We start from the raw sequence: 26653 nt of genomic DNA on the forward strand, positions 1-26653 counted from the left end.
ACAATCTAATCAACCGCGCTCTTGCGCAAATATCTTAACATATTGAAAAAGGACGATAATCGTCTTTATTTTAAAAATACTACTTATAATAATTCTGTTATACTCTGTAAAAAAACAATGCGCCCCTCAGTATCTTTTCAAATACCTGTCCTCTATATTACTATAAAGTCAGAGGGGGCTTTTATACAATAAGCCTATGGGTTATTAGTACTACTCGGCTATGACATTACTGTCTTTACACCTATAGCCTATCAACGTGGTCATCTCCCACGACCCTTTAAAGAAATCTCATCTTGTGGTGGGTTTCGCGCTTATATGCTTTCAGCGCTTATCCCTTCCAAACGTAGCTACTCTGCAATGCTCCTGGCGGAACAACAGATACACCAGAGGTTTGTCCATTCCGGTCCTCTCGTACTAGGAACAGATCCACTCAAATTTCTAACGCCCACAGTAGATAGAGACCGAACTGTCTCACGACGTTCTGAACCCAGCTCGCGTGCCACTTTAATGGGCGAACAGCCCAACCCTTGGGACCTTCTCCAGCCCCAGGATGTGACGAGCCGACATCGAGGTGCCAAACCCCCCCGTCGATATGAGCTCTTGGGGGAGATCAGCCTGTTATCCCCGGCGTACCTTTTATCCTTTGAGCGATGGCCCTTCCATACGGAACCACCGGATCACTATGCTCTACTTTCGTACCTGATCGACTTGTAGGTCTCTCAGTCAAGCTCCCTTATGCCATTGCACTCTACGCACGATTACCAACCGTGCTGAGGGAACCTTTAGAAGCCTCCGTTACTCTTTTGGAGGCGACCACCCCAGTCAAACTACCCACCAAGCACTGTCCCTTCGTTGAAGGTTAGGCTCTAGATAAGCAAAGGGTGGTATTTCAACAATGACTCCACAACACCTAGCGATGCCGCTTCAAAGTCTCCCACCTATCCTACACATTACTTATCCAAAACCAATACTAAGCTATAGTAAAGGTGCACGGGGTCTTTTCGTCCCACTGCGGGTAATCGGCATCTTCACCGATACTACAATTTCACCGAGCTCATGGTTGAGACAGTGTCCAGATCGTTGCACCATTCGTGCAGGTCGGAACTTACCCGACAAGGAATTTCGCTACCTTAGGACCGTTATAGTTACGGCCGCCGTTTACTGGGGCTTCATTTTAGACCGTCGAGGTAAACCTCTAAGCCCACCATTTAACCTTCCAGCACCGGGCAGGTGTCAGGCCATATACGTCATCTTTCAATTTAGCATAGCCCTGTGTTTTTGATAAACAGTCGCCTGGACCTTTTCACTGCGGCCCCACCGAAGTGGGGCGACCCTTCTCCCGAAGTTACGGGTCTATTTTGCCTAGTTCCTTAACCATGAATCTCTCGAGCTCCTTAGAATTCTCATCCCAACTACATGTGTCGGTTTAGGGTACGGGCTGCTTCTTTCGCTTTTCTTGGAAGTCGCTTTTCTGGATTATCACCTTGACCGTAGTCTCAGTGTACTATCGGAGTGTTACCACATCCTTCAACGAACTATTCCGTCAGTTCGCACCAAATTTACGCCTCCGTCACTTTTAGTAAGAGCAGGTACAGGAATATTAACCTGTTGTCCATCCACTACCCCTTTCGGGTTCGCGTTAGGTCCCGACTAACCCTCAGCTGATTAGCATAGCTGAGGAAACCTTAGTCTTTCGGAGTGCGGGTTTCTCGCCCGCATTATCGTTACTTATGCCTACATTTTCTTTTCTATCCGTTCCAGCATACCTCACAGTACACCTTCTACACAAATAGAATGCTCCCCTACCAGTTATAATAAATTATAAATCCATAGCTTCGGTAATATGTTTATGCCCGATTATTATCCATGCCGAATCGCTCGACTAGTGAGCTGTTACGCACTCTTTAAATGAATGGCTGCTTCCAAGCCAACATCCTAGCTGTCAAAGCAATTCAACCGCGTTTTTTCAACTTAACATATATTTGGGGACCTTAGCTGATGGTCTGGGTTCTTTCCCTCTCGGACATGGACCTTAGCACCCATGCCCTCACTGCTGATCAACATTTTATAGCATTCGGAGTTTGTCAGGAATTGGTAGGCGGTGAAGCCCCCGCATCCAATCAGTAGCTCTACCTCTATAAAACTATAAATCAACGCTGCACCTAAATGCATTTCGGGGAGTACGAGCTATTTCCGAGTTTGATTGGCCTTTCACCCCTACCCACAGGTCATCCGAAGACTTTTCAACGTCAACCGGTTCGGTCCTCCACTGTATGTTACTACAGCTTCAACCTGCCCATGGGTAGATCACACGGTTTCGCGTCTACCACTACTAACTAAAGCGCCCTATTCAGACTCGCTTTCGCTACGGATCCGTGACTTAATCACTTAACCTTGCTAGCAACGGTAACTCGTAGGCTCATTATGCAAAAGGCACGCCGTCACAACACGAAGTTGCTCCGACCGCTTGTAAGCGTATGGTTTCAGGATCTATTTCACTCCCTTATTCAGGGTTCTTTTCACCTTTCCCTCACGGTACTAGTTCACTATCGGTCTCTCAGGAGTATTTAGTCTTAACGGATGGTCCCGCCAAATTCACACAGGGTTTCACGTGCCCCGCACTACTCAGGATACCACTATCTTGCCAATCTTTACCTATACGGGACTATCACCCTCTTTGGTCTGTCTTTCCAAACAGTTCTAATTCATCATGGTTCAAATGTCGTGGTCCTACAACCCCAATAATGCCGTAACATCATTGGTTTGGACTAATCCGCGTTCGCTCGCCGCTACTTACGGAATCACTTTTGTTTTCTTCTCCTCCGGGTACTTAGATGTTTCAGTTCTCCGGGTTTGCTTCCCTAAGGATACTATATCTTCAATATAGTGGGTTGCCCCATTCGGATATCTGCGGATCAAATTGTATGTGCCAATCCCCGCAGCTTTTCGCAGCTTATCACGTCCTTCATCGCCTCTGAGAGCCTAGGCATTCCCCATACGCCCTTATTTAGCTTATTGTACTTTTTGCTTTTTTAATGAGTTTGTTATTAGTTAAAAGCTCGTAAACTTTAACTAACAACGAATTATTATTATTTTAAATAATTCCTGTTTAATACGTGCATACTAAACATTCGTTATTTAAATGTATTTTTATGTATCTTTTTCAATATGTCAATGAACTTTTTTCTATATTTAGAATATAGAATCGTGGAGAATATCGGAGTCGAACCGATGACCTCCTGCGTGCAAGGCAGGCGCTCTAGCCAGCTGAGCTAATCCCCCATTACTAGTGTCTAGTAATTAGTTTTTAGTTATTAGCAATTACTAACTCCTAATCTGTAATTATCTAGCTTCTAGAATTTCCTCTTTATTATATTTAGTAGTCTCAGGCAGACTCGAACTGCCGACCTCTACATTATCAGTGTAGCGCTCTAACCAGCTGAGCTATGAGACTCTAACTATAATAAATTATATTTTAAATTAACAGCTAAGAATAAACAATCTCTTTTCCTTTTTTTTCAAATCCAATAGTCGTCTTTCTCTAGAAAGGAGGTGTTCCAGCCGCACCTTCCGGTACGGCTACCTTGTTACGACTTAGCCCTAGTTACCGACTTTACCCTAGGCCGCTCCTTGCGGTGACGGACTTCAGGCACTTCCAGCTTCCATGGCTTGACGGGCGGTGTGTACAAGGCCCGGGAACGTATTCACCGCATCATGGCTGATATGCGATTACTAGCGATTCCAGCTTCACGGAGTCGAGTTGCAGACTCCGATCCGAACTGTGATAGGGTTTATAGATTCGCTCCTGGTCGCCCAGTGGCTGCTCTCTGTCCCTACCATTGTAGCACGTGTGTAGCCCAGGACGTAAGGGCCGTGATGATTTGACGTCATCCCCACCTTCCTCACAGTTTGCACTGGCAGTCTTGTTAGAGTTCCCGACATGACTCGCTGGCAACTAACAACAGGGGTTGCGCTCGTTATAGGACTTAACCTGACACCTCACGGCACGAGCTGACGACAACCATGCAGCACCTTGTAAATTGTCCGAAGAAAAAACTATCTCTAGTCCTGTCAATCTACATTTAAGCCCTGGTAAGGTTCCTCGCGTATCATCGAATTAAACCACATGCTCCACCGCTTGTGCGGGCCCCCGTCAATTCCTTTGAGTTTCATTCTTGCGAACGTACTCCCCAGGTGGGTTACTTATCACTTTCGCTTAGCCACTCAGACCGAAGTCCGAACAGCTAGTAACCATCGTTTACGGCGTGGACTACCAGGGTATCTAATCCTGTTCGCTACCCACGCTTTCGTCCATCAGTGTCAGTTGATTATTAGTAATCTGCCTTCGCAATTGGTATTCTATGTAATATCTATGCATTTCACCGCTACACTACATATTCTAACTACTTCATAATAACTCAAGATAACCAGTATCAAAGGCAATTTTACAGTTGAGCTGCAAGATTTCACCCCTGACTTAATTATCCACCTACGGACCCTTTAAACCCAATGATTCCGGATAACGCTTGGATCCTCCGTATTACCGCGGCTGCTGGCACGGAGTTAGCCGATCCTTATTCTTACAGTACCGTCAAGCTGCTACACGTAGCAGTGTTTCTTCCTGTATAAAAGCAGTTTACAACCCATAGGGCAGTCTTCCTGCACGCGGCATGGCTGGATCAGGCTCTCGCCCATTGTCCAATATTCCTCACTGCTGCCTCCCGTAGGAGTCTGGTCCGTGTCTCAGTACCAGTGTGGGGGATCCCCCTCTCAGGGCCCCTATCTATCGCTGTCTTGGTAAGCCGTTACCTCACCAACTAACTAATAGAACGCATGCTCATCTTTTACCGATAAATCTTTAATATTTAAATGATGCCATTCAAATATACTATAAGGCATTAATCCAAATTTCTCTGGGCTATTCCTCTGTAAAAGGTAGATTGCATACGCGTTACGCACCCGTGCGCCGGTCGTCATCTGTGCAAGCACAATGTTACCCCTCGACTTGCATGTGTTAGGCCTGCCGCTAGCGTTCATCCTGAGCCAGGATCAAACTCTTCATCGTTAAATTTTTAAGTGTTTCCACTATTACTTTTAACAACTAATGGAATTAATTTGGTACTCAAAATGGTCTATTCTTTTTTTTGTTGACATTAACCGTTTCCAGTTAATATCTACGCTGTCAATTCAATATGTTAATGAACTTATTTCTCTGTGTTTCTTAACTCGTTGCCTCGTTAAGCGGGTGCAAATATAAAACCCTTTTTTATTCCTCACAATGTTTTTTTGAAGTTTTTTTTAGTCCAGTTTCGCAACCTTTCCAACTCCAAACAAACACTAATTAAAGAACTTTTTTTTTTCTAAAAACGTTACCGTTTTTTAGCGGCTGCAAACATACAACCTTTTAGTTTAATAACAAGCTTTTATTTTTCTTTTTTAAATTAATTAAATCCGATAAAGTATTGCCTTGTTTATGAACGTTTTGCTTCACTAAACAACCATAGTTGCCTCGCTAAGCGGGTGCAAATATACACTCTTTTATTCTAACTGAGCAAAGTTTTTCTGTAATTATTTTCAAAAAAAAACTTAAACAATAACCTATCAAGTAGTTGAGTGTAATCTTTTTTATAAGTCTTCACAGTTTACAAGTATACTGGTTTATTTACTTCAGCAATAAAGAATATGAATCTTTAAATTAAGACCTAAACACAGTCTTACTACATAAAGAAATTCCATACAATACCAAAGCGTAGTGATAAGTCACGGTATGGATAGTTAGGTGCAGAATAGTAATCGTAGCCTGTAAATGACGAATTAAAGTGTTCTACTTTAAAATAGATACGTGTTTGTTGAATTTTAGCATTCAGAAAGAAGTCTAATCTCGGAAAGCTTCCGTATTCACGATCTGTTTGCACATAGAACTCTGCTAATAGCGGATCGTAGGCATTCATATAATAATCTGTAAAGTAATTAAATGTAATACCTGTTTCTAACAGTAATGCTTTCTTAAAAAATTCGTTTCTATAATATAAGGTATTACGGGTTACAAACTCAGGCACATTAAATACTTGATTCTCATCCTGTACGTTTTGATACATTATACTATTGTCTAGAGCAAAGTGCCCAAACTTAATTTCTTTATCTAAGCGTACTCTTAAATATGTAATGGTCTCGCTATTTTGAAACGGTTTTATTCCGCCAGCATCTTCATCTTTTTTAAAGTATGCATAATCGCTAATAGAGGAATAATCTACAGTTATGTTTGCAAGCTTTTTAGATTCTAACTTAAAACTTAATTGTTGTGTCTTTTCTGTACTAAAGTTAGTTTGCCAGTTATAGTTTAGATAATTACTTTGATAGAGCAAGAAGTTGTAATTAGGTTGCGATGCATTGTGATTGATCTCTGCGCTCATTAAGATATCGTCTGTAAACTTATAAGACGCTTTACCTGTAATGTAATTACCACTAAAGTCTCCAGTAACATTTAAACCTGCGTCTCCATAAATATCGAAGCCTCCAAATTTATTATGATACTTCCCTCCTACAGCAACAATATTACCTTTTAATCTATTCGTAATTTGTTCGCCATCTATAATAACGATTTGATCGTAACCGTAATTGTAATTATCGTGACTTACATTAAATTGTAAATCTCCTAAAAGCGAGTTACTATAGTTAAGCTGAAATTGATTGTAAAAATTTTCGATAGTACTTCTATCTTCAATATCGCTAGACACAAAGGCTTCTCCAAAATAATCATTTTGATCGTCTTGATTGAATTGATAGTACTGATCGTCGAAAGTCATAATATGATTCACATTCAAACTATGCTTTGCCAAAGAATCTTTAGGTTTAACAATGTAGTAACGATGATCTAGATGAAAACGCTTCCCTTTTAATGTATTATCTGCATCTTCAAAATTCACATCGAAAACACCACGATCTGAAAAATCGGGATCTCCAGATTCAAAATATTCAGTATTATCATCAGACAAACCTCCATTTTCTTCATTATTAACATCTTGTCCTACAAAATGCACTTTAGCGATATAACGTTCGTCTTTTGTTTTGTAATTGGCAGAAAACTCAAAGTTTCCAATACTTGAAAGAATATGTTGATAGTTTCCTAAAGATCTTAATCCTTTATAGGAAATAGCGAAATTAAACTGATCTGATGTATTCACAGTAAAAAAACCTCGAGCAACTTGCCCTTGTTCGAATCCTGTTTTATAGAATAACTCGGTTAAAGGTGTTGGCACATGATAGTAACTTACATCTTCTATTTGTTTAAAAGCAAAAAACTTTGATCGCGCTCCTAAATTAGGCATTAAACGTTGCGTTTTAAAATCGTAGCTTAATGTATTATAGGTTTGCCCCATATTAGAAAAGGCAATTAAACCAAACTCATCTTTTCTCATCGCATTAAATTTATATTCCTTTTGAATAGATATTGTAGTATCTACATAAGTGGTATCATTTAAATGAGAGACTATAAGATATTGTTCTATCTTAGCTACTTCTTTATCATCTGGATTAGATTTAGTAGTATCTGATGATTTTTGGGTAAATCCTTTTTCAGTTGTAGCACTATCACTTTCAATTTTCTTATCTAGTTTTGGCACAACTTGCGAAAATGCTAGATGAGTAAAACTCATTAAAAAGAACAACAGAATGATTTGCTTCATAATTATTTTTTAGATCTTGCAAATGTAAATACAAAATATGATATCCATACATAACAAAACTATAATTTAAATGCTTGCCCTTAACTATTCAGAATACGAATTTGAATGCGGTACAGATGAAGCTGGCCGTGGTTGTTTAGCAGGCCCCGTAACTGCTGCTGCTGTAATTTTACCAAAAACATTTAAAAACGCCATATTAAACGACTCGAAACAGTTATCTGAAAAAAAACGAGATCTTTTAAAACCCATAGTAGAACTGGAAGCTGTTTCTTATGGAGTGGCACATGTTTTTCCTAAAAAAATAGACGAGATAAATATTTTAAACGCGTCTATACAAGCTATGCAATTGGCCATTGCCAAATTAGATCCGGAACCAGAATTTATTAGTGTAGACGGAAACCGATTTAAACCATATTTAAAGGTGCCTTATGAAACCATTATAAAAGGTGACGGAAAATATTTAAATATTGCTGCAGCATCTATTCTTGCTAAAACATATAGAGATGCTTATATGAATTTTATACACGAAGAATACCCAATGTACAACTGGAAACAGAACAAAGGGTACCCAACTAAAGAACATCGAGCAGCTATAAAAAAATATGGTCCAACAAAATACCACCGCTTAACCTTTAGATTACTACCCGATCAATTAAAATTAGATATATAACTTCCTATATTTGTAAAAAAAATTCCTTTTATGAGAGCGCTTTTCTTAGCTATAGTTTTTAGTGTATTCTTAATAAGTTGTAATACTTCGACTAGAACAAACCAAAGTTTAATTGAATTTGTTCCTGAGCACACTTCAACTTTAATTAAAACGAATAATATTGAAGACTTAAAAAGCAGTTTAAAAAACAACGATTTGGTTCAGGAGTTTAAAACAGCTAAATTTTATAAAGCTTTAGATGCTGTTTTTAAAAACACATCGGCATTCAAGCCCAAGCACGAAACTTTATTTTGCTTTTCTAAAGATGAAACAGACAGCACACAAGTTACTTTAATTACAAAATACACTCCAGATTTTTTTCAGTTTGATTCGCTTTCAACACCAAAACAAGAAGAAATTAAATTTAAAAATACAATTATTACAAAAACAGAACTTAAAACAGAAACGTTTTATAGTGCAATAATTGATAGTGTATTTATAGGATCGACTTCCCAATCTATTGTAGAGCACAGTTTAAAAGCAAAACCGATAAGTGCAGAACTACAAAAAATATACAATACAACTGCTACAGAAAAAACATTTGCTGTTATATTAGATACTGAAGATATTAATGCATCTACCCTGTTTTTTAGTTCAGATTCAATTCCGCTTCAAAAATTCACAAAATATCTTGCCCTGGATACAGACATTACTCAAAACCAGATTACTTTAAACGGTATTACTAAAGCAGAAGATTCTACAAATCATATAATCAACATCTTTAAAAATACAATTCCGCAGGAAAATAAAACGGCACAAATAACACCAGAAGACAGTGACGGATTTATGAGTTTTACCTATCAAGAGTTTAGCAGCCTACAAGCTAATTTAGTTGTTTTAAATGGCCAAGAACCACCAGAAACCACACTATTTGATAATACAGACGAAATTGGTGTAGTATATAATAAGGAGCATCGCGCTATAGCGTTACACAGTCTAGACGACATTGCCACAAATGAAGCTTTATTAGATTCTCAAGAAATTTTAGACACCTTTAGACAGATAGATATTAAACATTTTGCACACCCAGAATGGTTTGCTATTAATTTTCAGCCATTAATTAAAATTAAAACAGCTTCTTATTACGCCAATATAGATTCTTTCTTTGTTTTTTCTGACGATTTGGAATTACTACAAAATATAATTGCAGCGCACCAAAATAAATCAACTTTAAGTAATCGCGATTTTTACAAGAACATGACCGATAATTTAAGCGATGCATCTTCGCTAATGTTAGTAGGAAACGCTACACTACTTAATGGTGTGTTACAAGCCAACTTTAAAACTACAGCAAAAACAAATACAAGTGCTTTTAAAATTTCGGCCATACAATATATATACGATAATAATTTTGCACACGTTAATGCGGTAATTCAAAAGAACAAAACAAGAGTTACAGAGAATGCGGTTAGCGAAGATTTAAATATAAAATTAGATGCTAAACTTTTAAACACCCCACAGTTTGTAACCAATCATAGTTCTGGTGAAAAGGAAATTGTTGTTCAGGATGTAGATAACAACCTATATTTAATTTCGAACAAAGGGAAAGTGCTTTGGAAAAAAGAATTAGACGGTGCTATTCTAGGCGAAATTTCTCAGATAGATATGTACAGAAATGGTCGTTTGCAATTGGCATTTACTACAGCTCATCATTTATACGTATTAGATCGTAATGGAAAATCGGCTAAATCTTATCCTAAAAAATTTAGAGATAAAGTCACTCAGCCTTTAGCTGTTTTCGATTACGACAATAACAAAAAATACCGTTTAGTTGTTGTTCAAAACAAAGGTGTACTCATGTACAATGCTCAAGGAAATAAAATACAAGGTTTTACTTATAAAGAAGCGAATCAATCTATAATTCATACACCACAACATTTTAGAATAAACCGTAAAGATTATTTGGTCTTTAAAACAAGCGATCAAATTTATATTTTAAATAGAACAGGCCAAATACGTGTAACACCTAAATCTTCTTATTCTTACTCTAAAGAAGGGGTTTACATATATAATAATAATTTTGTAACCACAACAGATGAAGGCGATTTAATACTTATAGATACCAGAGGAAGAGTTTCTAGTGAGAATTTAAATCTAGGAGAGGATCATCATTTATACGCCACAAGCCGTACTTTGGTAACACAATCTAAAAACAAATTAACCATTAAAAAGAAAGTTTTAGAGCTAGACTATGGCACATATACTCCTGTAAAAATGTTTTATATAAACGATAAAATATACATAACGACTACAGATATACAAGCCCAAAAAGTTTATGTGTTTGATAGTCAAGGTAAAACTATTTCTAATTTTCCTGTGTACGGAACAAGCACTATAGATTTAGGTAACTCAGACAAAGACAACCTTATAGAGGCTGTAACTAAAGGAGGTAATAATTCTATAATTATTTATCAGATAAATTAAAAAGAGACCCCATTAAGACCTTCTTTTTATTATTAAAGCTGAAGCTAATTTAGTAATTTTGCAGGCCTTATTTTTAAGATAAAAAGACCATGATAAAACGTAACATCGCCACGATTTCTAAATTTATAATTCATAAAGTTGGAAACAAATTTAACGATACTAAAAATGCCTTTTCAGAAAGCGAAGTACAGTTTGACGAAGCGAGCTACGACCTAATGCTACCTTTTTTATTAAGACCTTTTGGTAGCGTTGTACAAAGTCATCGTTTTAATCACCACGCTAATATTAAACTAAATGAAATAAATACATATACTGAAGAAATTTTTGCAGACGAAACTAAGTTTATAGACGTTTCTAAAAACATTGTAAAACATTTATACGAGCAATCTAATTCTGTACAAATTAAAACAGGAGATGTTATTGTTGCAATTTTTGAAGGTATAGAATTTAATGAAATTGTAACCAATGCCATCGGGATCTTTAAAATTGAAAGTAAATCTAATTTCTTTCAAACCTATTTAGAAGGCAACAGTTACGATGTCGCCGTACAACAAGGTATAAACACAAAAAAAGTAGATAAAGGATGCCTAATTTTAAACCAAACTGATGCAGAAGGGCCTATTGTTTTAACGGTAGACAATAATAATTACGATGCACAATATTGGATTAATCATTTTTTAAATATTAAATATGCAAACGATTTTAATTCTCACACCCAGAATTATATCGAATTATGTAAAGAATTTTCTACTGAAATTTTAAAAACCAGTTTTGGAAACCAAGAGCAAAACATATTTTTAGCCAAAACTGTGGATTACTTTAAAGAACACGAATTTGTAAATATCGAAAATTTTAAAGAAGAAGTCTTTGAAGACGACAAACACAAAACACTTTTCGACGATTATAAAAAATCTTTTGAAGGCGAACAAGATCTTTTAATACTAAATCAATTTGATGTTGCAGAACCTGTTGTAAAAAAACAGAAACAAAAAATTAAAACAGAAATTAAACTCGATACACAAATTCAGATTAAACTAGATATTGATGCTCCAGATGCAGCTAGCGAATATTTAGAACGTGGTTTCGACGAAGAAAAAAAAATGTACTATTATAAAGTATTCTTTAATACCGAAGGATAACACATTTAAAAGATAAAACAAGAGTGTAGGTTAAACTATAATTAAAGTAGTAAACTTGCACATTGTTTTTTTAAATGATTGAATTACAAAAAAAACAAAGTATAGAGTAATTAATAAAATTGATTTTATCTATATTTAATACTAATTATAGTCTTAGAATAAGAAGACTAAAAGCCAAAAGAAATGACACAAGAAGAATTTTTAGAAAAAAGTGTATTTACAGGATTACAAAAAAATGAAGTAAACGATGATTGTTATTTCTCTGAAGAAGATTTTTCTGAAGTTTTAAAACAATGTGAGCATTTTGGAATTGCCATTTACGATATAAGAACCACTTTAGAAGGTGAAGTTCATAAAACAATAAACCACGATTCGTTCAGGAAAAAAGCAACAGATCCAAACTGGTATAAAAGAGAATTTAGTCACTTAAAGCACGAACAAGCAGGTTTGCAATATGCTGCAACGTATAAAGTCTCTAAAAAATTATTGGCTAGATAAAAGCAAAAAACTCATTCTAATTTTAAAATTAGAATGAGTTTTTTTTCAACTCTTAAAAAAGAGATTAATATGTTTTTTATTAATCTATTCTAAAACAAATTCCGCCTCGAAGCATTCACAAAAATGTTTCTGAAGTTTCACTCTTACTTCTGCTTCATCTACTTCTTTTACTCCCAATTCTACATTAAGAGAAGCAACAGCTTTACCACGAATTCCACAAGGAATTATATTATCAAAATATCCTAAATTGGCATTCACGTTTAAAGCAAAACCATGCATAGTGACCCAACGACTAGCGCGTACACCCATAGCACAAATTTTTCTTGCAAACGGTGTTCCAACATCTAACCAAACTCCGGTTTCTCCTGGACTACGTTCTGCTTTTAAACCGTATTCTTTTAAAGTAAGAATAATAACTTCTTCTAAAAAACGAAGATACTTATGTATATCTGTAAAGAAATTATCTAAATCTAAAATAGGATATCCTACGATTTGTCCTGGCCCATGATAAGTAATATCTCCTCCACGATTAATTTTGTAAAACGTTGCACCTTTTTCTTTTAACTGCGCTTCGCTTAACAACATATTAGACATATGCCCACTTTTTCCTAATGTATACACATGAGGATGCTCTACAAACAGAAAGTAATTAGGCGTTGGAATAGTTGTATTCTCTCTTCTGTTTTGAATTTTTAGATCTACTATTTCTTTAAATAATTTCTCTTGGTAATCCCAAGTGTCCTTATAATCGCGTAAACCTAAATCTTGTAATTGGACTGTTTTATTCAATGGGTAAATATTTAATTTTTTAAAACGACGTTAAAATTCATTAATTCCGAATTTTTAATCATTTCTATATAGTTCTGCGTAAGCGTCACGGTTTTCTTATCCTCACTAATTAAAGCATCCTTATTGGAAACCGATTTTATTTTTTTTGGGAAATGATAAACAAAGGTATAAGTCATGGCTTTCATGGTTTCTTCACCTTCTCCCATCATAGTCATCTCTTTATCTAATTTAGCTATAGCTTCTTCCGATGGTTCATAACCAGCTCTAAGCGTTCTATGAAACTGCTTGCCATCAAAAGAAAAATCGATATGTTTAAGCATATCGTTAACCGAATTAGCCACAGCGCTACCATCCATTTTAGAAAACTGAGGACTCCCTTTAGTATGGAACGATTTTGCTTTATCTATATTTTCTAAGATTTCTGGAAACTCATTTATAGATTTAAAAACAGAACCAAAACCAAGATTAAAAACATCTGTTTCGTAATTAGATTGCACACGCATCATCATAGATTCTAAAGACTTTAAGTCGTCTTGTTCCTCCTGCGACAACTTCGAAATACTATCGGACTTCTCCTTTAAAAGGTCTTTAAAATATATAATACTATCTACCTTTTCTTCCTTCTTGTAAGCTTCTTCATTGTCTCCTATTTTTTTGATTGTAATCATAGCTTCACTCATATCGTAATTCATGAGGAACTCTCCAGAACCATCCGGATGAAACGTAATTTCTTCGGTATAATTACAACTAGTAAACATAAAAGCTGAAAGGCAAATAAGTACTAAAAGAAAACGAGGCATTTATAATGTATTATAAAAAATTATTATCCGTGCAAAGATACAACTTTATCTGTTCGGGAGATTTGAGAACGCATAAAGAAGTCTCATAAATAAAATGCAATTATAAAAAGACTACGAGCTTAAATTTATATTAAGACAGACAAATTATAAAAAATGTTTTTAATCTTCTAATATGACTTCAACATTCAAACTTTCAGGATCTGTTAGGTAGTCCTTAAAGCTAAGTTCTGCAGAAAAACTCTTGCGATCGTCACTAAACATTGCATTCTCTAAAGATACTGATTTAATTTTCTTTGGAAAATGATAATTCAAAGTATATGTAGATGCTGCCAATATCATTTCTGCATCTGCTAAACTATCTTTTGTAGCTTCTAAAAGTTCAGGATCTGTAACTTTTACAATACGCTTAAATACATTTCCTTTATAAGTATAATGCACCTCACTAGATTCTGTGGGTCCCATTTGTGCTAAGGGACTGGTTTGTTGTGCTTCCGGTGTTTCCTTTAATTTATTTGCTTTATTAAGCACTTTAAACATATCTTCAAGTTCATTAACATCTTTAAAATCGGTATTAACATCAATTACCATTTTTTTTGTATTTGGATCCATTAACATGTGCATCTTGAAATTTTCTAAAGATTTAAGTTGCTCTTGCTCTTCTTTTGGTAACTTTGAAATACTATCTTTTTTAGCTTCTAAAAAATCTTTAAACACAATTGTAGAATCTAAAACCTTACCTTCAGTTTCGCCTACACTATCTCCTCCCATTTGCATAAATTGAGATCCATCAAAAGAAAAAGACATGCTTCCGCTTCTGTCGTCTTTAATATCAATAGTTTCAGTAAACTTACAACTACTCAATAAAAGTAGCATGACACAGGCGCTTAATACATAGATTTTTTTCATAAGTTGGATTCGTTTATTAATAGCCGCAAATATACTTACTTATATGTAAAAAGCAGATTCATTTTAATCTTAAGGCTTTACTAGAACGTAAAATCACGGAAATCAGTTAGGCACATAAAATTCAACTTAAATTAACGTTTAGGGTTGTTTAAAATCACTAAAGCAGCAATTACACCTGGTACCCAACCACAAAGCCAAAGTAAAAATACAATAAGAACAGAACCGCAGCCTTTACCAATAACGGCTAATGGCGGACAAATAATTGAAAGGATTACTCTCCAGATACTCATTATGATTGATTTAATTATAATTATTAATGTATAACTAAGACGTCATAATATAGCAATTGTTACACCTTTAAAAATCTATTTCGTTTTTCGATAATATATATTGATATAATACCCAATAGTAATTATCTTTGTCAGTTAATATATTAAATAGAACAATATAGTATGTCGCAATTATCAGAGCAAGAAATCGTAAGAAGAGAAAAGCTTAGCAAACTTCGTGAGTTAGGAATTAATCCTTATCCAGCAAATCTTTATCCGTTAACTCACACGAGTAAGCAGGTTAAAGCAGATTTTGAAGAAGGTAAGAAAGTGATAGTTGCCGGACGATTAATGTCTAGAAGAATACAAGGAAATGCAAGTTTTGCTGAAGTACAAGACAGTGAAGGTCGTATACAAGTATATTTTAATCGTGATGAAATTTGTTCTGGAGAAGATAAAACCAAGTACAATACAATCTATAAGAAATTATTAGATATAGGAGATTTTGTAGGTATTGAAGGTGAATTATTCACTACTAAAGTAGGCGAAAAAACTATAATGGTAAGAGACTTTACCATTTTAAGTAAATCGTTACGCCCACTACCTCAACCTCGTGTAGATACTGATGGGAAAGTGCACGATGCTTTTACAGATCCTGAACAACGTTACAGACAACGTTATGCAGATTTAGTTGTAAACCCACATGTAAAAGAAGTCTTTGTAAAACGCACAAAATTATTTAATGCCATGCGTGGTTTCTTTAACGATGCAGGTTATTTTGAAGTAGAAACACCAGTATTACAACCTATTCCTGGAGGTGCTGCTGCACGTCCTTTTATTACACACCACAATAGTTTAGACATTCCGTTATACATGAGAATTGCTAACGAGCTATACCTAAAACGTTTAATTGTTGGTGGTTTTGATGGGGTTTACGAGTTTTCTAAAAACTTCCGTAACGAAGGAATGGACAGAACGCACAATCCAGAATTTACCGCTATGGAAATCTATGTATCTTACAAAGATTACAATTGGATGATGAATTTCTGTGAAAAATTATTAGAACATTGTGCAATCGCTGTAAACGGAACTACAAAAGCTAAATTTGGAGAACACGAGATAGACTTTAAAGCGCCTTACGCTCGTGTAACAATGGCAGATTCTATAAAACACTTTACAGGATTTGATATTACAGGAAAAACAGAAACTGAAATTCGTGAAGCTGCCAAAGGTTTAGGCATTCAGGTAGACGATTCTATGGGTAAAGGAAAATTAATTGATGAGATTTTTGGTGAAAAATGTGAAGGAAACTACATCCAACCAACTTACATTACAGACTACCCTAAAGAAATGAGTCCGCTTTGTAAAGAACACAGAGATAATCCAGAATTAACAGAACGTTTTGAGTTAATGGTTTGCGGAAAAGAAATTGCTAACGCATATTCTGAGTTAAACGACCCAATAGACCAACGCGAACGTTTCGAGGATCAGTTAAAATTAGCACAAAAAGGAGATGACGAAGCAACCGAATTTATAGATCACGACTTTTTACGTGCTCTAGAATATGGTATGCCTCCAACATCTGGAATGGGAATTGGAATGGACCGTTTAATTATGTTCTTAACCAACAATCAATCTATTCAAGAAGTTTTATTTTTCCCACAAATGAGACCTGAGAAAAAACAAATAGACATGTCTGAAGATGAAAAAACTGTTTTCAATATTCTGAAATCAAATTCACCTGTAGATTTAAACACATTAAAAACAGAATCTCAGTTAAGTAATAAAAAATGGGATAAAACAATAAAAGGATTAACAAAATTAGGCCTTGCTAAAGTAGACAAAACAGACGATGGTTTGCTTGTCACGTTAAATGAATAAAAAGCATGATTAAACTCCTTTTTAAATACAAAACAAAAGCATACCTACTTCTTTGGTATGCTTTTTTATTACTCATACATTTTGTAGTAAAAGATAGATATCAGGTTTTTGTATTTATTTTTAATGCCGTTTCATTACTTTTTATAATTGTATATGGTATTATAGTTGCCTTGTGTTTATATAAACATAAAGCACTGCTTATATCTATGTTAGTTATTAATTGTGTATTGGGTGTGTATTGGTACAATAATTACCATTATAATACTGAAGATATTACAATTACTAATGCTTCTAAAGACACACATTCCATTTTATTTTGGAATATTTCCCGACCAACAAATTTGCCTTTAGAAGATATATTAAAAAAAATGAAGGCTTATCATCCTGAAATTTTGGTTTTTGTTGAAGCTAAAAATATTTCAGACAAAGATATTTCAACTTTTAAGACACACTATCCTTTATATAATATACAGCAATTAGAAGGAGAAATGATGATTGCGGTAAAGGGAGAAATCGATGATATAAAATTCAATAAAATTACAAGAGGCTCTAAAAACAATTTAGTAGCAGTAACCATTGAAGGAAAACATTATAAAATTCTTATAAACGATTTATTTGCAAATCCAGCATTATCTAAAAAATCTGAATTTAAAAGTATAGAATCTTCTGTAAAATCTGAAAAAATAGACTTTATAGTAGGTGATTTTAATACGCCTTACGAGAGCTACTTTTTTAACGCTTTAAAAACAGATTTTGAGAGTTTTCATAAATACAATAATGGTTTTACGGCAACGTGGCCTAGCGTTTTTCCTGTATTAGAAATCGATCATATTTGGGTTTCAAAAACATGGAAACCCTTAATTTTACACAAAGAATTTAATAACAGTTCCGACCACGGTGTATTGATTGGAACCTTCCAAATTAAACATTAATTTCACTTACTAGACATTTTCATGAAGCGTTAATACGCTGTTAAAAACAATTTGGAGATTAAACCCTTTTTAAATCTTCTAGTCTTAAAGGTATAATTCAAAATACTATATATCATGAAAAAAATAATGATTTTAGCTTTAGCATTCATATCATTAAACGCTATTGCACAGGAAAAAAGAGGAGATAATAAAAAACAAGACAGAAAAGAAATGCGCATGCAAGGTTCTGATTTTACACCAGAACAACAAGCGACATTACAAACTAAAAAAATGACATTAAGTTTAGATCTTTCTCAGTCTCAACAAAAAGAAGTATATACTTTAAACCTTACTCAAGCTCAAGAAAGAAAAGCTAATCGTGAAGCGTTTAAAAAAGCGAAAAAAGCTGGACAAAAACCTACAAGTCAAGAACGATACGACAATATGGTTGCCAGATTAGACAATCAAATCTACATAAAAACTAAAATGAAAAGTATTTTAAAAAGCGAACAATATACAATCTGGGAAGAAAGTATGGCAAATCGCTCTAAAGGTAGAAAAGGTAAAAAAGGAGAAAACCGTTCTGACAATGAAAGACGCGGATAATACACCTCTTATTCTTAATAACAAAAACGGCAAATCTTAACAGATTTGCCGTTTTTTACTTTTATACCTTTGTATTAATAATCCAATTGAATTATTAAAAGTATACAGTTATAATTATTTTTCTAAGGTTGTTGCTACTTTATGAACTGCATTTATGGTTGCATCTAAATCTGCATAAGACAAAGCATCTGTAATAAACCACGTTTCAAAAGCACTTGGTGCAATATAAATACCTTGTTCTAACATCCCATTAAAAAATGTTTTAAAATTCTTGTTGTTTCCTAAAGCAGATGTTTCAAAATCTACAACGGGAGTTGCAGAGAAATGTACAGAAATCATAGAGCCTACACGGTTAATAGTGTGTGCAATTTTATGATCGCTTAAAACCTTAGTAATTCCTTTGTGTAAATATTCAGTCTTTTCTGCTAAACGGTTATAAATTTCAGTATCCTTTTCTAAAGCTTTTAACATGGCCAAACCTGCAGCCATGGCTAACGGGTTTCCGCTTAAAGTTCCTGCTTGATATACTGGACCTAAAGGTGCTAGATAATTCATAATTTCTTCATTCGCCGCAAAAGCACCAACTGGCAATCCGCCACCTATTACTTTTCCAAAACAAACAATATCTGCTTTTATACCAAATAATTCTTGAGCTCCACCTCTGGCCAATCTAAAGCCAGACATAACCTCATCAAACACCAAAAGAATATTATTAGCATCACATACTGTTCTTAATTCCTCAAGAAAATGAGCTTGTGGTGGCACACATCCCATATTACCTGCAACTGGCTCTAAAATAATACATGCAATATCATCTTGATTAGCTTCAATAATAGATTTTACATGATTAATATCGTTATACCTTGCTAATAATGTGTCTTGAGCTGTACCTGCAGTAACACCAGGACTATTCGGGCTACCAAAAGTCATGGCACCACTACCCGCTTGTATTAAAAACGAATCGCTATGTCCATGATAACAACCTGCAAATTTTATTATTTTTTCTTTTCCTGTATATCCTCTCGCTAAACGCACAGCACTCATACAAGCTTCTGTACCCGAGTTTACAAATCGTATTTTATCAATATTAGGCACCATAGATACTGCCAAAGCAGCAATCTCAGTTTCTATTTCTGTAGGCGCACCAAACGACGTTCCTAATTTTGCTTTTTCAATAATAGCATCTACAACAGGCTGATAAGCATGTCCCAAAATCATAGGACCCCAAGAATTTATATAATCTATAAATGTATTGTTATCCTCATCTGTTAAATACGCACCTTTAGCCTCTTTTATAAAAATAGGTGTTCCTCCTACGGCTTTAAATGCACGAACGGGAGAATTCACTCCACCAGGAATCACCTGTTCTGCATCAGCAAATAATGCACTACTTCTTGTATATTTCATTATATTAATTTTGTATTTAGGACTTCACTAATAATTCTTGTCCAATAGAAAGGTTAGTATCCCTTAATCCGTTTATTTTTTGAAGTTCATGTATAGAAATATTATAACGTTTAGAGATAGAATATAAGGTATCTCCCTTTACAACATAATGTACATGTTTTCTTGATTTTGATTTAGCTCGTTTAGATGTATGTCCTGTAACTTCACTATCGTAATTATACAGCTCGTAACGTTCTATAAGTGCTATTAATTTGTCAGGGTATTTTCTATCTGTTGCATAACCTGCCGCACGCAGTCCTTTTGCCCACCCTTTATAATCGTCTATATCCAATTCGAATAAACCTGAATAACGTTTTCTTTCGCTTAAAAATAAAGAATGATCGCGGTACGAATACTTGGCATCTTTATACTTCCGGAAACATTCCTGATCTTCATCATCGTCGTGATGTATACTTGCACCTGTCCAATCATGACATTTTATACCAAAATGGTTATTCGCTTCTACAGCCAATCTTCCTTTTCCAGAACCAGATTCTAAAATCCCCTGAGCTAAAGTAATACTTGCCGGAATATGATAAAACTTCATTTCTTCTACAGCAACAGGACCAAATACCTGAATATAATCTGAAGTATTGGTTATGACTTTAGTAACAACTTCACCTTGAGTTTCCTCAGGAGTATTTACTGTTTTACTTTCGTTTTTCTGATGACGAAATTTTCTACTCTGTAAATATTCTGCATGTGCTTTAGATGATGTTGATGTTTTTCGTTTTCGGGAACCACAACTAACCAACACACTCATTACTAATAAAAGGACAACTATTTGCTTCATGTATGTTTCTATAAAATTTGTGGCATTTTCTTTTTCTTCAATTGTGTATTCATGCCTGAAATACCTTGTAAACCTCCTGTATGAATTACTAAAATTTTAGAGTTCGCAGGAAAACACCCATTCTTAATTAAATCTAAAACTCCAAACACTACTTTCCCTGTATACACTGGGTCTAAAGGAATATGATATTGCTGTTTAAAATTGTTTATAAATTCTATTAGATTAGCATTAATTTTCGCGTAACCACCAAAATGATAATCTGTTATTAACTTCCAATTGGTTTTGGTTACAAATTTACTAATATTGTTTTGTAAAAAATCACCTTTTAACGCAGGAAATCCTAAAATGGTTTGGTGTGATTTACTACTATTAATAAGTCCAGAAATTGTACCTCCTGTTCCCACTGCACAACATATATAATCGAATTCTGAATCTTGAGGAGTTAAAATATCTTCACATCCCTTTACAGCCAACGTATTGGTTCCGCCTTCTGGAATTAAATAAAAGTCTCCAAAGGCATCGTGTAAATCTCTAATAAAATCGTTGGTATCCTTAAGTCTAAAGTCACTTCTAGTAATATATTTAAAAGTCATACCACAAGAAGCTGCAAATTTTAGTGTCGGGTTTAAATCGGTTTGTAAAGCCAACTCTTCTCCTCTAATAACACCAATGGTTTTAAATCCAGAAACTTGTCCTGCATAAGCCACAGCTGCAATATGATTAGAAAATGCACCTCCAAAAGTTAACAAAGTGGTATGCTCCTCCTCTTTTGCTTTTAAAATATTGTAATGCAATTTCCTATATTTGTTACCACTAACAAACGGATGAATTTGATCTTCCCGCTTAATAGAAAGACTAATATTATAATCGGGGTCTAAAATGACGACCTCATTTTTAATATTTGGGGTTGTAGACGAGAAAAGCATAGGACGTCAATTAAGTTAAAACATTGACTCACAAAAATAAGGGAAATTAAAGGTTGAGCACCTATATTATTAATAAAAAAGAATTAATCAAAAATAAATAACGCCTTATTATTTCTCGAAAAATTAAACAAAACCGACCTATGTATCTAATTTTAAGGGTTTTATTTTAAATAAAACAAGATTAAACCAGTAAAAATGTTAATTTTGCACTTTGAAAATAAAAATACATATTTATGATTAGTAATTCTACTCATCGTACTCCTTATGGAATACATTTTTTTGATACAACCTTTTTTAAATATACGCTTTGTTTATTGTTATTCGGACTTTTAAGTCTGAATGGCTTTGGACACACAGTAGTCAACCCAAGCACTACTGGTTCAAGAATTTACGAAATACCATGTGGCGTTACTAAAATTGATATTGAAGTTTGGGGATCTGGTGGTACTGGTAGAGGTGACAAAGCTAATAACAATACTAATACTGCAGATGGTGGTATAGATGCCCAAAATGACGCCAAAAGAGTATCAATTGGAGAAGAAGTGAGTTGTAAAACTTGGGTTGGAGATAATGGTATTGGTTGGTTTGTTCCAGGTAATTGGGAGCCTAAAGGTATACCTACAGCAGACGATTGTATTATTATAAATACTATAGACGGGAACAAGAATCCAAAAGTAAAAGGAATCGATAGTGATAATAATGAAAACGGTATAGCCTACGCTAAATCTATTACCATTTTAGGTGATGCGTCTCAATTAACATTATCTAATCAGGCAGAATTACAGGTAACCGATTTTATTGTTTCCAATTCTCCAATTTATATTACAGATGGTAGCTCATTAATTATGGAAGATGGATATTTAGAATCTAGTGCCAATGGTACTATTGAAGATAATAGCCTCTTTACAGTTAAAAATTTCTCAGTAACATCTACCGATGCTTCATGGGATATTAACGATACTTCTGTGCTAGTAATTGATGAAACGTTAACCCTAGACGGAGATGTAACACTTAATAATGATGCGAGTTTAGTACAAACCAACGACGATACTAATTCATCTACTGGTACATTTACGGTAAATAGAACCTCTACAACATCACGTAATACTGACTATACCTATTGGTCTTCTCCTGTTCAAAGCTTTAATATAGATAACATATCAACAACTTCATATCGTTATGAATGGTTGCCTACCATAAATGATGAATACGGAAACTGGTCTAAAGTATCAAATACAAATATGACTGTTGGAAAAGGGTACATTATAAGAGGTAACAACTATACCGCCTCTTTCCAAGACGACAAACCTAATAATGGAACAATAAACACAACCATCACTAGAGGTACTTATAACGGAAGTGATTATACCGATATTTCAAGCACTGCTGTGACTAAAATAGACGATAACTGGAACTTAATAGGAAATCCATACCCATCAGCTATTAATGCAGATGAATTCTTGACTAAAAACAGTGACGATTTAGATGCTGGTGGTTCTGTAAGTGGAGGAACTATTGAAGGCGGAGTACGCATTTGGTCTCATGGAACCGAAATTAGTGCTGCAAATGACACGCCCTTTTATGCCAATGAAATAGAGAGTTATAATATAGATGATTATATTACCTATACATTAGCGGGTTCTGCCCCTTCTGGTTTCGATGGGTATATTGCATCTGGACAAGGGTTCTTTGTGTTAATGGAACATGCTGCCTCCACGCCAAACACAGCAACATTTACTAACGCAATGAGAACGTATTCTTCAGAATATACAAACTCAGACTTTTATAGAACTACTAGTGAAAAAAATCGAATTTGGTTAAATTTAATCGATAGTGACGACACAGCTCAAAGTATGCTTTTAGGTTACTTTGATGGTGCCGTAAATGCCAAAGATCCGTTATACGATGCACTAATTATGAATACTAGCTCCACATCTATTTATTCTCTTATAGATAACGAAGCCTTTGTTATTCAAGGTAAAGCCAATCCGTTTTTAGAAACAGACCAAGTATCTTTAGGAATAATTAGCACAAAAAAAGATGTATTTACCATTGGAATTAACAAATTAGATGGCGTGTTTGAAAATGATCAAGATATTTATCTAGAAGATCTTTATGAAGATAAAATACATAATTTAAAAGACTCTGCATACTCTTTTTCATCAGAAGCAGGAACATTTAACGATCGTTTTATATTACGTTATCAAAGCAGCACCTTAGGTGTTGAAGACGCTATTGTAGATGCAAGTTTTAAAATTATTGCGACTAAAAACTTCATTAAAGCAAGCAGCACAACAAGTACTATAAACAAAATTGTTGTTTACGACATTATAGGACGTGTGTTATACCAAGCTAATAAACTGAATGATTCTGAAGTAAAATTAGATCAGTTAGCTCCAACATATAGTCCATTAATTGTAAGAGCAACTTTAACAAACGGAACAACAAAAACTCAAAAATTGATATATTAATGTAAAGATTACAAATACTTCAAAAAAGAAAACCAAGACCTTAACTCTAAATAGTTAAGGTCTTTTTCATTTGTATATGCTTCACGCTCAAAAGAAATAGATCTATAAGCCAGATGCCAATCTCTATGTTTTATAAAACGGATTAAAAATTCTACAACATACCAAATATAAAAAGGCAATACCAAAAGCTCTAATTGTTGCTTTAAATGAATACGCTCGTGATTCACTAAAACACGATCAGATTTAAGATTAGAATCCCTTAAAATTACAAACGGGTATAAGGTAATCCCTTGAAAGCCTTTTGGCGTGATGTATTTTGAAATTAAAATCATAAGGTATCACTTTCAAAAATCAATCCAAATTACATTACATTTGAAGATTATGAAAAAAACAATTCCCGTAGAAGAAGGCGATTACTATCTTACTCCTGAAGGCTACCGCTGTTTTACAGAACAATATCACCTTAAAAGAGGCTATTGTTGTAAAAGTGGTTGCAGACATTGCCCGTATGGATATGACAAAAAAACAGATCGTTTTAAATCTTAAATATTAAGTACAACTTATAAAGTATAACTAACACAGATTATTATCGGATAAAATGGTATGATTCTTGATATTAAGAAAATAGTTGCGAATATTTTACAAAAGGCAACACTACAGGTGTAAATAATTTAATAGTTAATTCTATTTGATATTAAAAAAATAGTAATTATTATTAATGAATATCTTTTTACACTTAAAACAATCATTTAATCAATATAGATCTTAAATCAAAACATATGAAAAGACTACTAAAATTTGTACCCATATTTGTATTGCTTATTGTTGCAAGCTCATGTAATTCTATAAAAGTAGCCTCAGACTACGATAAAACAACAACTTTCGACCAATACAAAACATATGCCTTTTACAAAACAGGCATTGATAAAGCCGAGATTAATGATATAGACAAACGTCGTATTTTACACGCTATCGAGGCCGAACTAACAGCGAAAGGCTTTGTGAAATCTGAAAATCCAGATTTATTAATAAGTATTTTCACAAAAGCAAGAGAGCAAGTAAATGTATACAACAACAATACCATGGGATTTGGTCGTTATGGCTATGGTTGGGGATGGAGTCCGTACTATAATAATTTCAACAGCATGTCTGTATCTCGATCTACAGAAGGTGCGTTATATATAGATCTTATAGATGCTAAGAAAAAAGAACTTGTTTGGCAGGGATTAGGATCTGGAGTATTAAATGACAATATAAACAAGAAAGAAGAACGCATTCAAGAATTTGTTTCTAAAATTTTATCAAACTATCCGCCAGAAGTAAAAAAATAATATTTTCCTTGAAAAAGAAAAACAGTGCTAAGAACCTAGAAATAGGTTCTTTTTTATTTCTATATATCTAGTAAGACACTAAAAAATAAGTTTCATTATTTAAATTAAGTTGTTTTATACTTTTGCAATACGTCCTTAGTAAAACGACTTAGCACTAGAGTTCCGCTAATTTTAGCACGCTCGGCAAGTAAACTATCCCAGTGACTCGTATTATCCCACATAACAGTTTTCATTGCTTTTACAGCTTCCGGATTATACGTTTTAAGTTTCTGTGCTAATGCTTCAGCTGCATCTTGCATGTCTGCTTTAGTCTCAAACACCTCAGCATATAATCCTTTTTGTTTTGCCCATTCTGCATTGTAAAATTGTTCTGCATTTATTGCCATTTCAGACATTGCAGCAACTCCTATTTTTCGACTTACAGCTGGTTCTATAACAAAAGGGCCAATACCAATACTTAATTCACTTAATTTTATTGAAGCATACTGTGTCGCCAAACAATAATCTGCTGCTGCTGAAATACCCAAACCGCCACCAACAGCTTTACCTTGCACCTTACACACTATAAATTTAGGGCATTTACGCATGGCATTAATAACCTTAGCAAAACCAGAGAAAAACATTTCCCCTTGGGTTTCTGTTTCAATAGCAATTAATTCATTAAAACTAGCACCGGCACAAAATGTTCTATCTCCTCCGCTTTGTAAAACCACAACCCGAACAGCTGTATTATTTGCTGCTAAAACAATCTCTGTTTCTAATTTAGAAAGTAATAAACTAGGTAACGCATTATGAGATGGATTAGAAAAAGTAATTGTGCTTACGCCGTCTAAAACGACTTGTTTTACAAAAGGTTTGTCCATATTTTTATCGTATAAATATTGAAAATCGAAGATACTGATTTTTTAGGTTGACTATAAAAATCCATTATGTTTCTTTATAAAACTCGTGCCTCTAGAAAAAAAGAAGGATGAGGTTGTTCAATTCTTTACTCAAGAAACTAACTATTAAATGTTTTTAAACTCAGCTATAAAACATTCTAAAAAGCATTGAATTCACAACGCGTTAA

General features: G+C 34.5%; 20 protein-coding genes, 2 tRNA genes and 2 rRNA genes. 10 read left to right on the forward strand and 14 right to left on the reverse strand.

All coding sequences use genetic code 11. The features are described 5' to 3' along the window. Positions 1-184: 184 nt before the first annotated feature. From GQR95_RS02450 to GQR95_RS02470, 5 genes are all read right to left on the reverse strand, one after another. Positions 185-3018 (reverse strand): 23S ribosomal RNA (locus tag GQR95_RS02450). Between the two features lie 190 nt (positions 3019-3208). Further along, positions 3209-3282 (reverse strand) — tRNA-Ala (locus GQR95_RS02455). 98 nt (positions 3283-3380) lie between these two features. Further along, positions 3381-3454, reverse strand: a tRNA-Ile gene (locus tag GQR95_RS02460). A 91-nt stretch (positions 3455-3545) separates the two neighbouring features. Then, positions 3546-5065 (reverse strand): 16S ribosomal RNA (locus GQR95_RS02465). The 16S and 23S rRNA genes sit together here with 2 tRNA genes alongside, the layout of an rRNA operon. A 652-nt stretch (positions 5066-5717) precedes the next feature. Further along, complete coding sequence (locus GQR95_RS02470; RefSeq protein ID WP_159021640.1) at positions 5718-7685, reverse strand: putative porin; 1968 nt, start codon at positions 7683-7685, stop codon at positions 5718-5720. Between the two features lie 70 nt (positions 7686-7755). Between GQR95_RS02470 and GQR95_RS02475 the strand changes: the two genes are divergently transcribed. From GQR95_RS02475 to GQR95_RS02490, 4 genes are all read left to right on the forward strand, one after another. Next, on the forward strand, positions 7756-8355 hold the full coding sequence (locus GQR95_RS02475; RefSeq protein ID WP_159021641.1) for a ribonuclease HII: 600 nt from the start codon (positions 7756-7758) through the stop codon (positions 8353-8355). A gap of 30 nt (positions 8356-8385) precedes the next feature. Next, positions 8386-10818, forward strand: a complete 2433-nt coding sequence (locus tag GQR95_RS02480) for a ribonuclease HII (protein WP_159021642.1) — start codon at positions 8386-8388, stop codon at positions 10816-10818. An 89-nt stretch (positions 10819-10907) separates the two neighbouring features. After that, positions 10908-11957: a nucleoid-associated protein gene (locus GQR95_RS02485; RefSeq protein ID WP_159021643.1), complete on the forward strand. Its 1050-nt coding sequence runs from the start codon at positions 10908-10910 to the stop codon at positions 11955-11957. Between the two features lie 183 nt (positions 11958-12140). Beyond that, positions 12141-12455: a hypothetical protein gene (locus GQR95_RS02490; RefSeq protein ID WP_159021644.1), complete on the forward strand. Its 315-nt coding sequence runs from the start codon at positions 12141-12143 to the stop codon at positions 12453-12455. 84 nt (positions 12456-12539) lie between these two features. Here GQR95_RS02490 and lipB read toward each other — a convergent pair whose 3' ends face one another. The 4 genes from lipB to GQR95_RS02510 all read right to left on the reverse strand — a co-directional run bounded on the left by lipB (position 12540) and on the right by GQR95_RS02510 (position 15240). After that, the gene (gene lipB, locus GQR95_RS02495) at positions 12540-13244 is read right to left on the reverse strand and encodes a lipoyl(octanoyl) transferase LipB (RefSeq protein WP_159021645.1); all 705 of its coding nucleotides are present in this window, start codon (positions 13242-13244) and stop codon (positions 12540-12542) included. Positions 13245-13255: 11 nt separating this feature from the next. Further along, positions 13256-14044 carry a hypothetical protein gene (locus tag GQR95_RS02500; protein WP_159021646.1) on the reverse strand — a complete coding sequence of 263 codons (789 nt, stop codon included), beginning with the start codon at positions 14042-14044 and terminating at the stop codon, positions 13256-13258. Between the two features lie 159 nt (positions 14045-14203). Next, positions 14204-14950 carry a hypothetical protein gene (locus GQR95_RS02505; protein WP_159021647.1) on the reverse strand — a complete coding sequence of 249 codons (747 nt, stop codon included), beginning with the start codon at positions 14948-14950 and terminating at the stop codon, positions 14204-14206. A gap of 131 nt (positions 14951-15081) precedes the next feature. Further along, a complete protein-coding gene (locus GQR95_RS02510; protein ID WP_083495670.1) occupies positions 15082-15240 on the reverse strand; it encodes a YqaE/Pmp3 family membrane protein in 159 nt (52 codons plus the stop codon). Positions 15241-15402: 162 nt separating this feature from the next. On the opposite strand from GQR95_RS02510, the gene lysS reads away from it, so the two are divergent. From lysS to GQR95_RS02525, 3 genes are all read left to right on the forward strand, one after another. Next, positions 15403-17100, forward strand: a complete 1698-nt coding sequence (lysS, locus tag GQR95_RS02515; protein WP_159021648.1) for a lysine--tRNA ligase — start codon at positions 15403-15405, stop codon at positions 17098-17100. Positions 17101-17105: 5 nt separating this feature from the next. Then, entirely contained in the window at positions 17106-18032 is a 927-nt protein-coding gene (locus GQR95_RS02520) for an endonuclease/exonuclease/phosphatase family protein (RefSeq protein ID WP_159021649.1), read from the forward strand. Positions 18033-18146: 114 nt separating this feature from the next. Further along, complete coding sequence (locus GQR95_RS02525) at positions 18147-18617, forward strand: hypothetical protein (protein ID WP_159021650.1); 471 nt, start codon at positions 18147-18149, stop codon at positions 18615-18617. Positions 18618-18731: 114 nt separating this feature from the next. Here the strand turns inward: GQR95_RS02525 and hemL are convergent, their stop codons facing one another. From hemL to GQR95_RS02540, 3 genes are read right to left on the reverse strand one after another with little or no spacing between them, the layout of a single operon-like run. Next, the gene (gene hemL / locus GQR95_RS02530) at positions 18732-20024 is read right to left on the reverse strand and encodes a glutamate-1-semialdehyde 2,1-aminomutase (RefSeq protein ID WP_159021651.1); all 1293 of its coding nucleotides are present in this window, start codon (positions 20022-20024) and stop codon (positions 18732-18734) included. A gap of 16 nt (positions 20025-20040) precedes the next feature. Continuing rightward, the gene (locus GQR95_RS02535; protein ID WP_159021652.1) at positions 20041-20856 is read right to left on the reverse strand and encodes a glucosaminidase domain-containing protein; all 816 of its coding nucleotides are present in this window, start codon (positions 20854-20856) and stop codon (positions 20041-20043) included. Between the two features lie 8 nt (positions 20857-20864). Further along, positions 20865-21782, reverse strand: a complete 918-nt coding sequence (locus GQR95_RS02540) for a 1-aminocyclopropane-1-carboxylate deaminase/D-cysteine desulfhydrase (protein WP_159021653.1) — start codon at positions 21780-21782, stop codon at positions 20865-20867. A gap of 233 nt (positions 21783-22015) precedes the next feature. Between GQR95_RS02540 and GQR95_RS02545 the strand changes: the two genes are divergently transcribed. Further along, positions 22016-24253 carry a hypothetical protein gene (locus GQR95_RS02545; protein ID WP_159021654.1) on the forward strand — a complete coding sequence of 746 codons (2238 nt, stop codon included), beginning with the start codon at positions 22016-22018 and terminating at the stop codon, positions 24251-24253. Positions 24254-24261: 8 nt separating this feature from the next. Here the strand turns inward: GQR95_RS02545 and GQR95_RS02550 are convergent, their stop codons facing one another. After that, positions 24262-24585, reverse strand: coding sequence for a hypothetical protein (locus GQR95_RS02550; protein WP_159021655.1), 324 nt, complete (start codon positions 24583-24585; stop codon positions 24262-24264). Positions 24586-24634: 49 nt separating this feature from the next. Here GQR95_RS02550 and GQR95_RS02555 point away from each other — a divergent pair, with 49 nt between their 5' ends. Further along, entirely contained in the window at positions 24635-24799 is a 165-nt protein-coding gene (locus GQR95_RS02555) for a DUF5522 domain-containing protein (protein WP_159021656.1), read from the forward strand. Between the two features lie 233 nt (positions 24800-25032). Next, positions 25033-25584: a DUF4136 domain-containing protein gene (locus tag GQR95_RS02560; RefSeq protein WP_159021657.1), complete on the forward strand. Its 552-nt coding sequence runs from the start codon at positions 25033-25035 to the stop codon at positions 25582-25584. A 104-nt stretch (positions 25585-25688) separates the two neighbouring features. Here GQR95_RS02560 and GQR95_RS02565 read toward each other — a convergent pair whose 3' ends face one another. Continuing rightward, entirely contained in the window at positions 25689-26447 is a 759-nt protein-coding gene (locus GQR95_RS02565) for an enoyl-CoA hydratase/isomerase family protein (protein WP_159021658.1), read from the reverse strand. Positions 26448-26653 lie beyond the last annotated feature (206 nt).

It is taken from the genome of Formosa sp. L2A11 (assembly GCF_009796865.1).
GTDB lineage: Bacteria > Bacteroidota > Bacteroidia > Flavobacteriales > Flavobacteriaceae > Formosa.

Excerpts from the sequence above, each read along its gene's own strand:
- GQR95_RS02470 (WP_159021640.1), bottom strand. The coding sequence starts at position 7,685 with ATGAAGCAAATCATTCTGTTGTTCTTTTTAATGAGTTTTACTCATCTA.
- GQR95_RS02475 (WP_159021641.1), top strand. The coding sequence starts at position 7,756 with ATGCTTGCCCTTAACTATTCAGAATACGAATTTGAATGCGGTACAGAT.
- GQR95_RS02480 (WP_159021642.1), top strand. The coding sequence starts at position 8,386 with ATGAGAGCGCTTTTCTTAGCTATAGTTTTTAGTGTATTCTTAATAAGT.
- GQR95_RS02485 (WP_159021643.1), top strand. The coding sequence starts at position 10,908 with ATGATAAAACGTAACATCGCCACGATTTCTAAATTTATAATTCATAAA.
- GQR95_RS02490 (WP_159021644.1), top strand. The coding sequence starts at position 12,141 with ATGACACAAGAAGAATTTTTAGAAAAAAGTGTATTTACAGGATTACAA.
- GQR95_RS02500 (WP_159021646.1), bottom strand. The coding sequence starts at position 14,044 with ATGCCTCGTTTTCTTTTAGTACTTATTTGCCTTTCAGCTTTTATGTTT.
- GQR95_RS02505 (WP_159021647.1), bottom strand. The coding sequence starts at position 14,950 with ATGAAAAAAATCTATGTATTAAGCGCCTGTGTCATGCTACTTTTATTG.
- GQR95_RS02510 (WP_083495670.1), bottom strand. The coding sequence starts at position 15,240 with ATGAGTATCTGGAGAGTAATCCTTTCAATTATTTGTCCGCCATTAGCC.
- lysS (WP_159021648.1), top strand. The coding sequence starts at position 15,403 with ATGTCGCAATTATCAGAGCAAGAAATCGTAAGAAGAGAAAAGCTTAGC.
- GQR95_RS02520 (WP_159021649.1), top strand. The coding sequence starts at position 17,106 with ATGATTAAACTCCTTTTTAAATACAAAACAAAAGCATACCTACTTCTT.
- GQR95_RS02525 (WP_159021650.1), top strand. The coding sequence starts at position 18,147 with ATGAAAAAAATAATGATTTTAGCTTTAGCATTCATATCATTAAACGCT.
- hemL (WP_159021651.1), bottom strand. The coding sequence starts at position 20,024 with ATGAAATATACAAGAAGTAGTGCATTATTTGCTGATGCAGAACAGGTG.
- GQR95_RS02535 (WP_159021652.1), bottom strand. The coding sequence starts at position 20,856 with ATGAAGCAAATAGTTGTCCTTTTATTAGTAATGAGTGTGTTGGTTAGT.
- GQR95_RS02540 (WP_159021653.1), bottom strand. The coding sequence starts at position 21,782 with ATGCTTTTCTCGTCTACAACCCCAAATATTAAAAATGAGGTCGTCATT.
- GQR95_RS02545 (WP_159021654.1), top strand. The coding sequence starts at position 22,016 with ATGATTAGTAATTCTACTCATCGTACTCCTTATGGAATACATTTTTTT.
- GQR95_RS02550 (WP_159021655.1), bottom strand. The coding sequence starts at position 24,585 with ATGATTTTAATTTCAAAATACATCACGCCAAAAGGCTTTCAAGGGATT.
- GQR95_RS02555 (WP_159021656.1), top strand. The coding sequence starts at position 24,635 with ATGAAAAAAACAATTCCCGTAGAAGAAGGCGATTACTATCTTACTCCT.
- GQR95_RS02560 (WP_159021657.1), top strand. The coding sequence starts at position 25,033 with ATGAAAAGACTACTAAAATTTGTACCCATATTTGTATTGCTTATTGTT.
- GQR95_RS02565 (WP_159021658.1), bottom strand. The coding sequence starts at position 26,447 with ATGGACAAACCTTTTGTAAAACAAGTCGTTTTAGACGGCGTAAGCACA.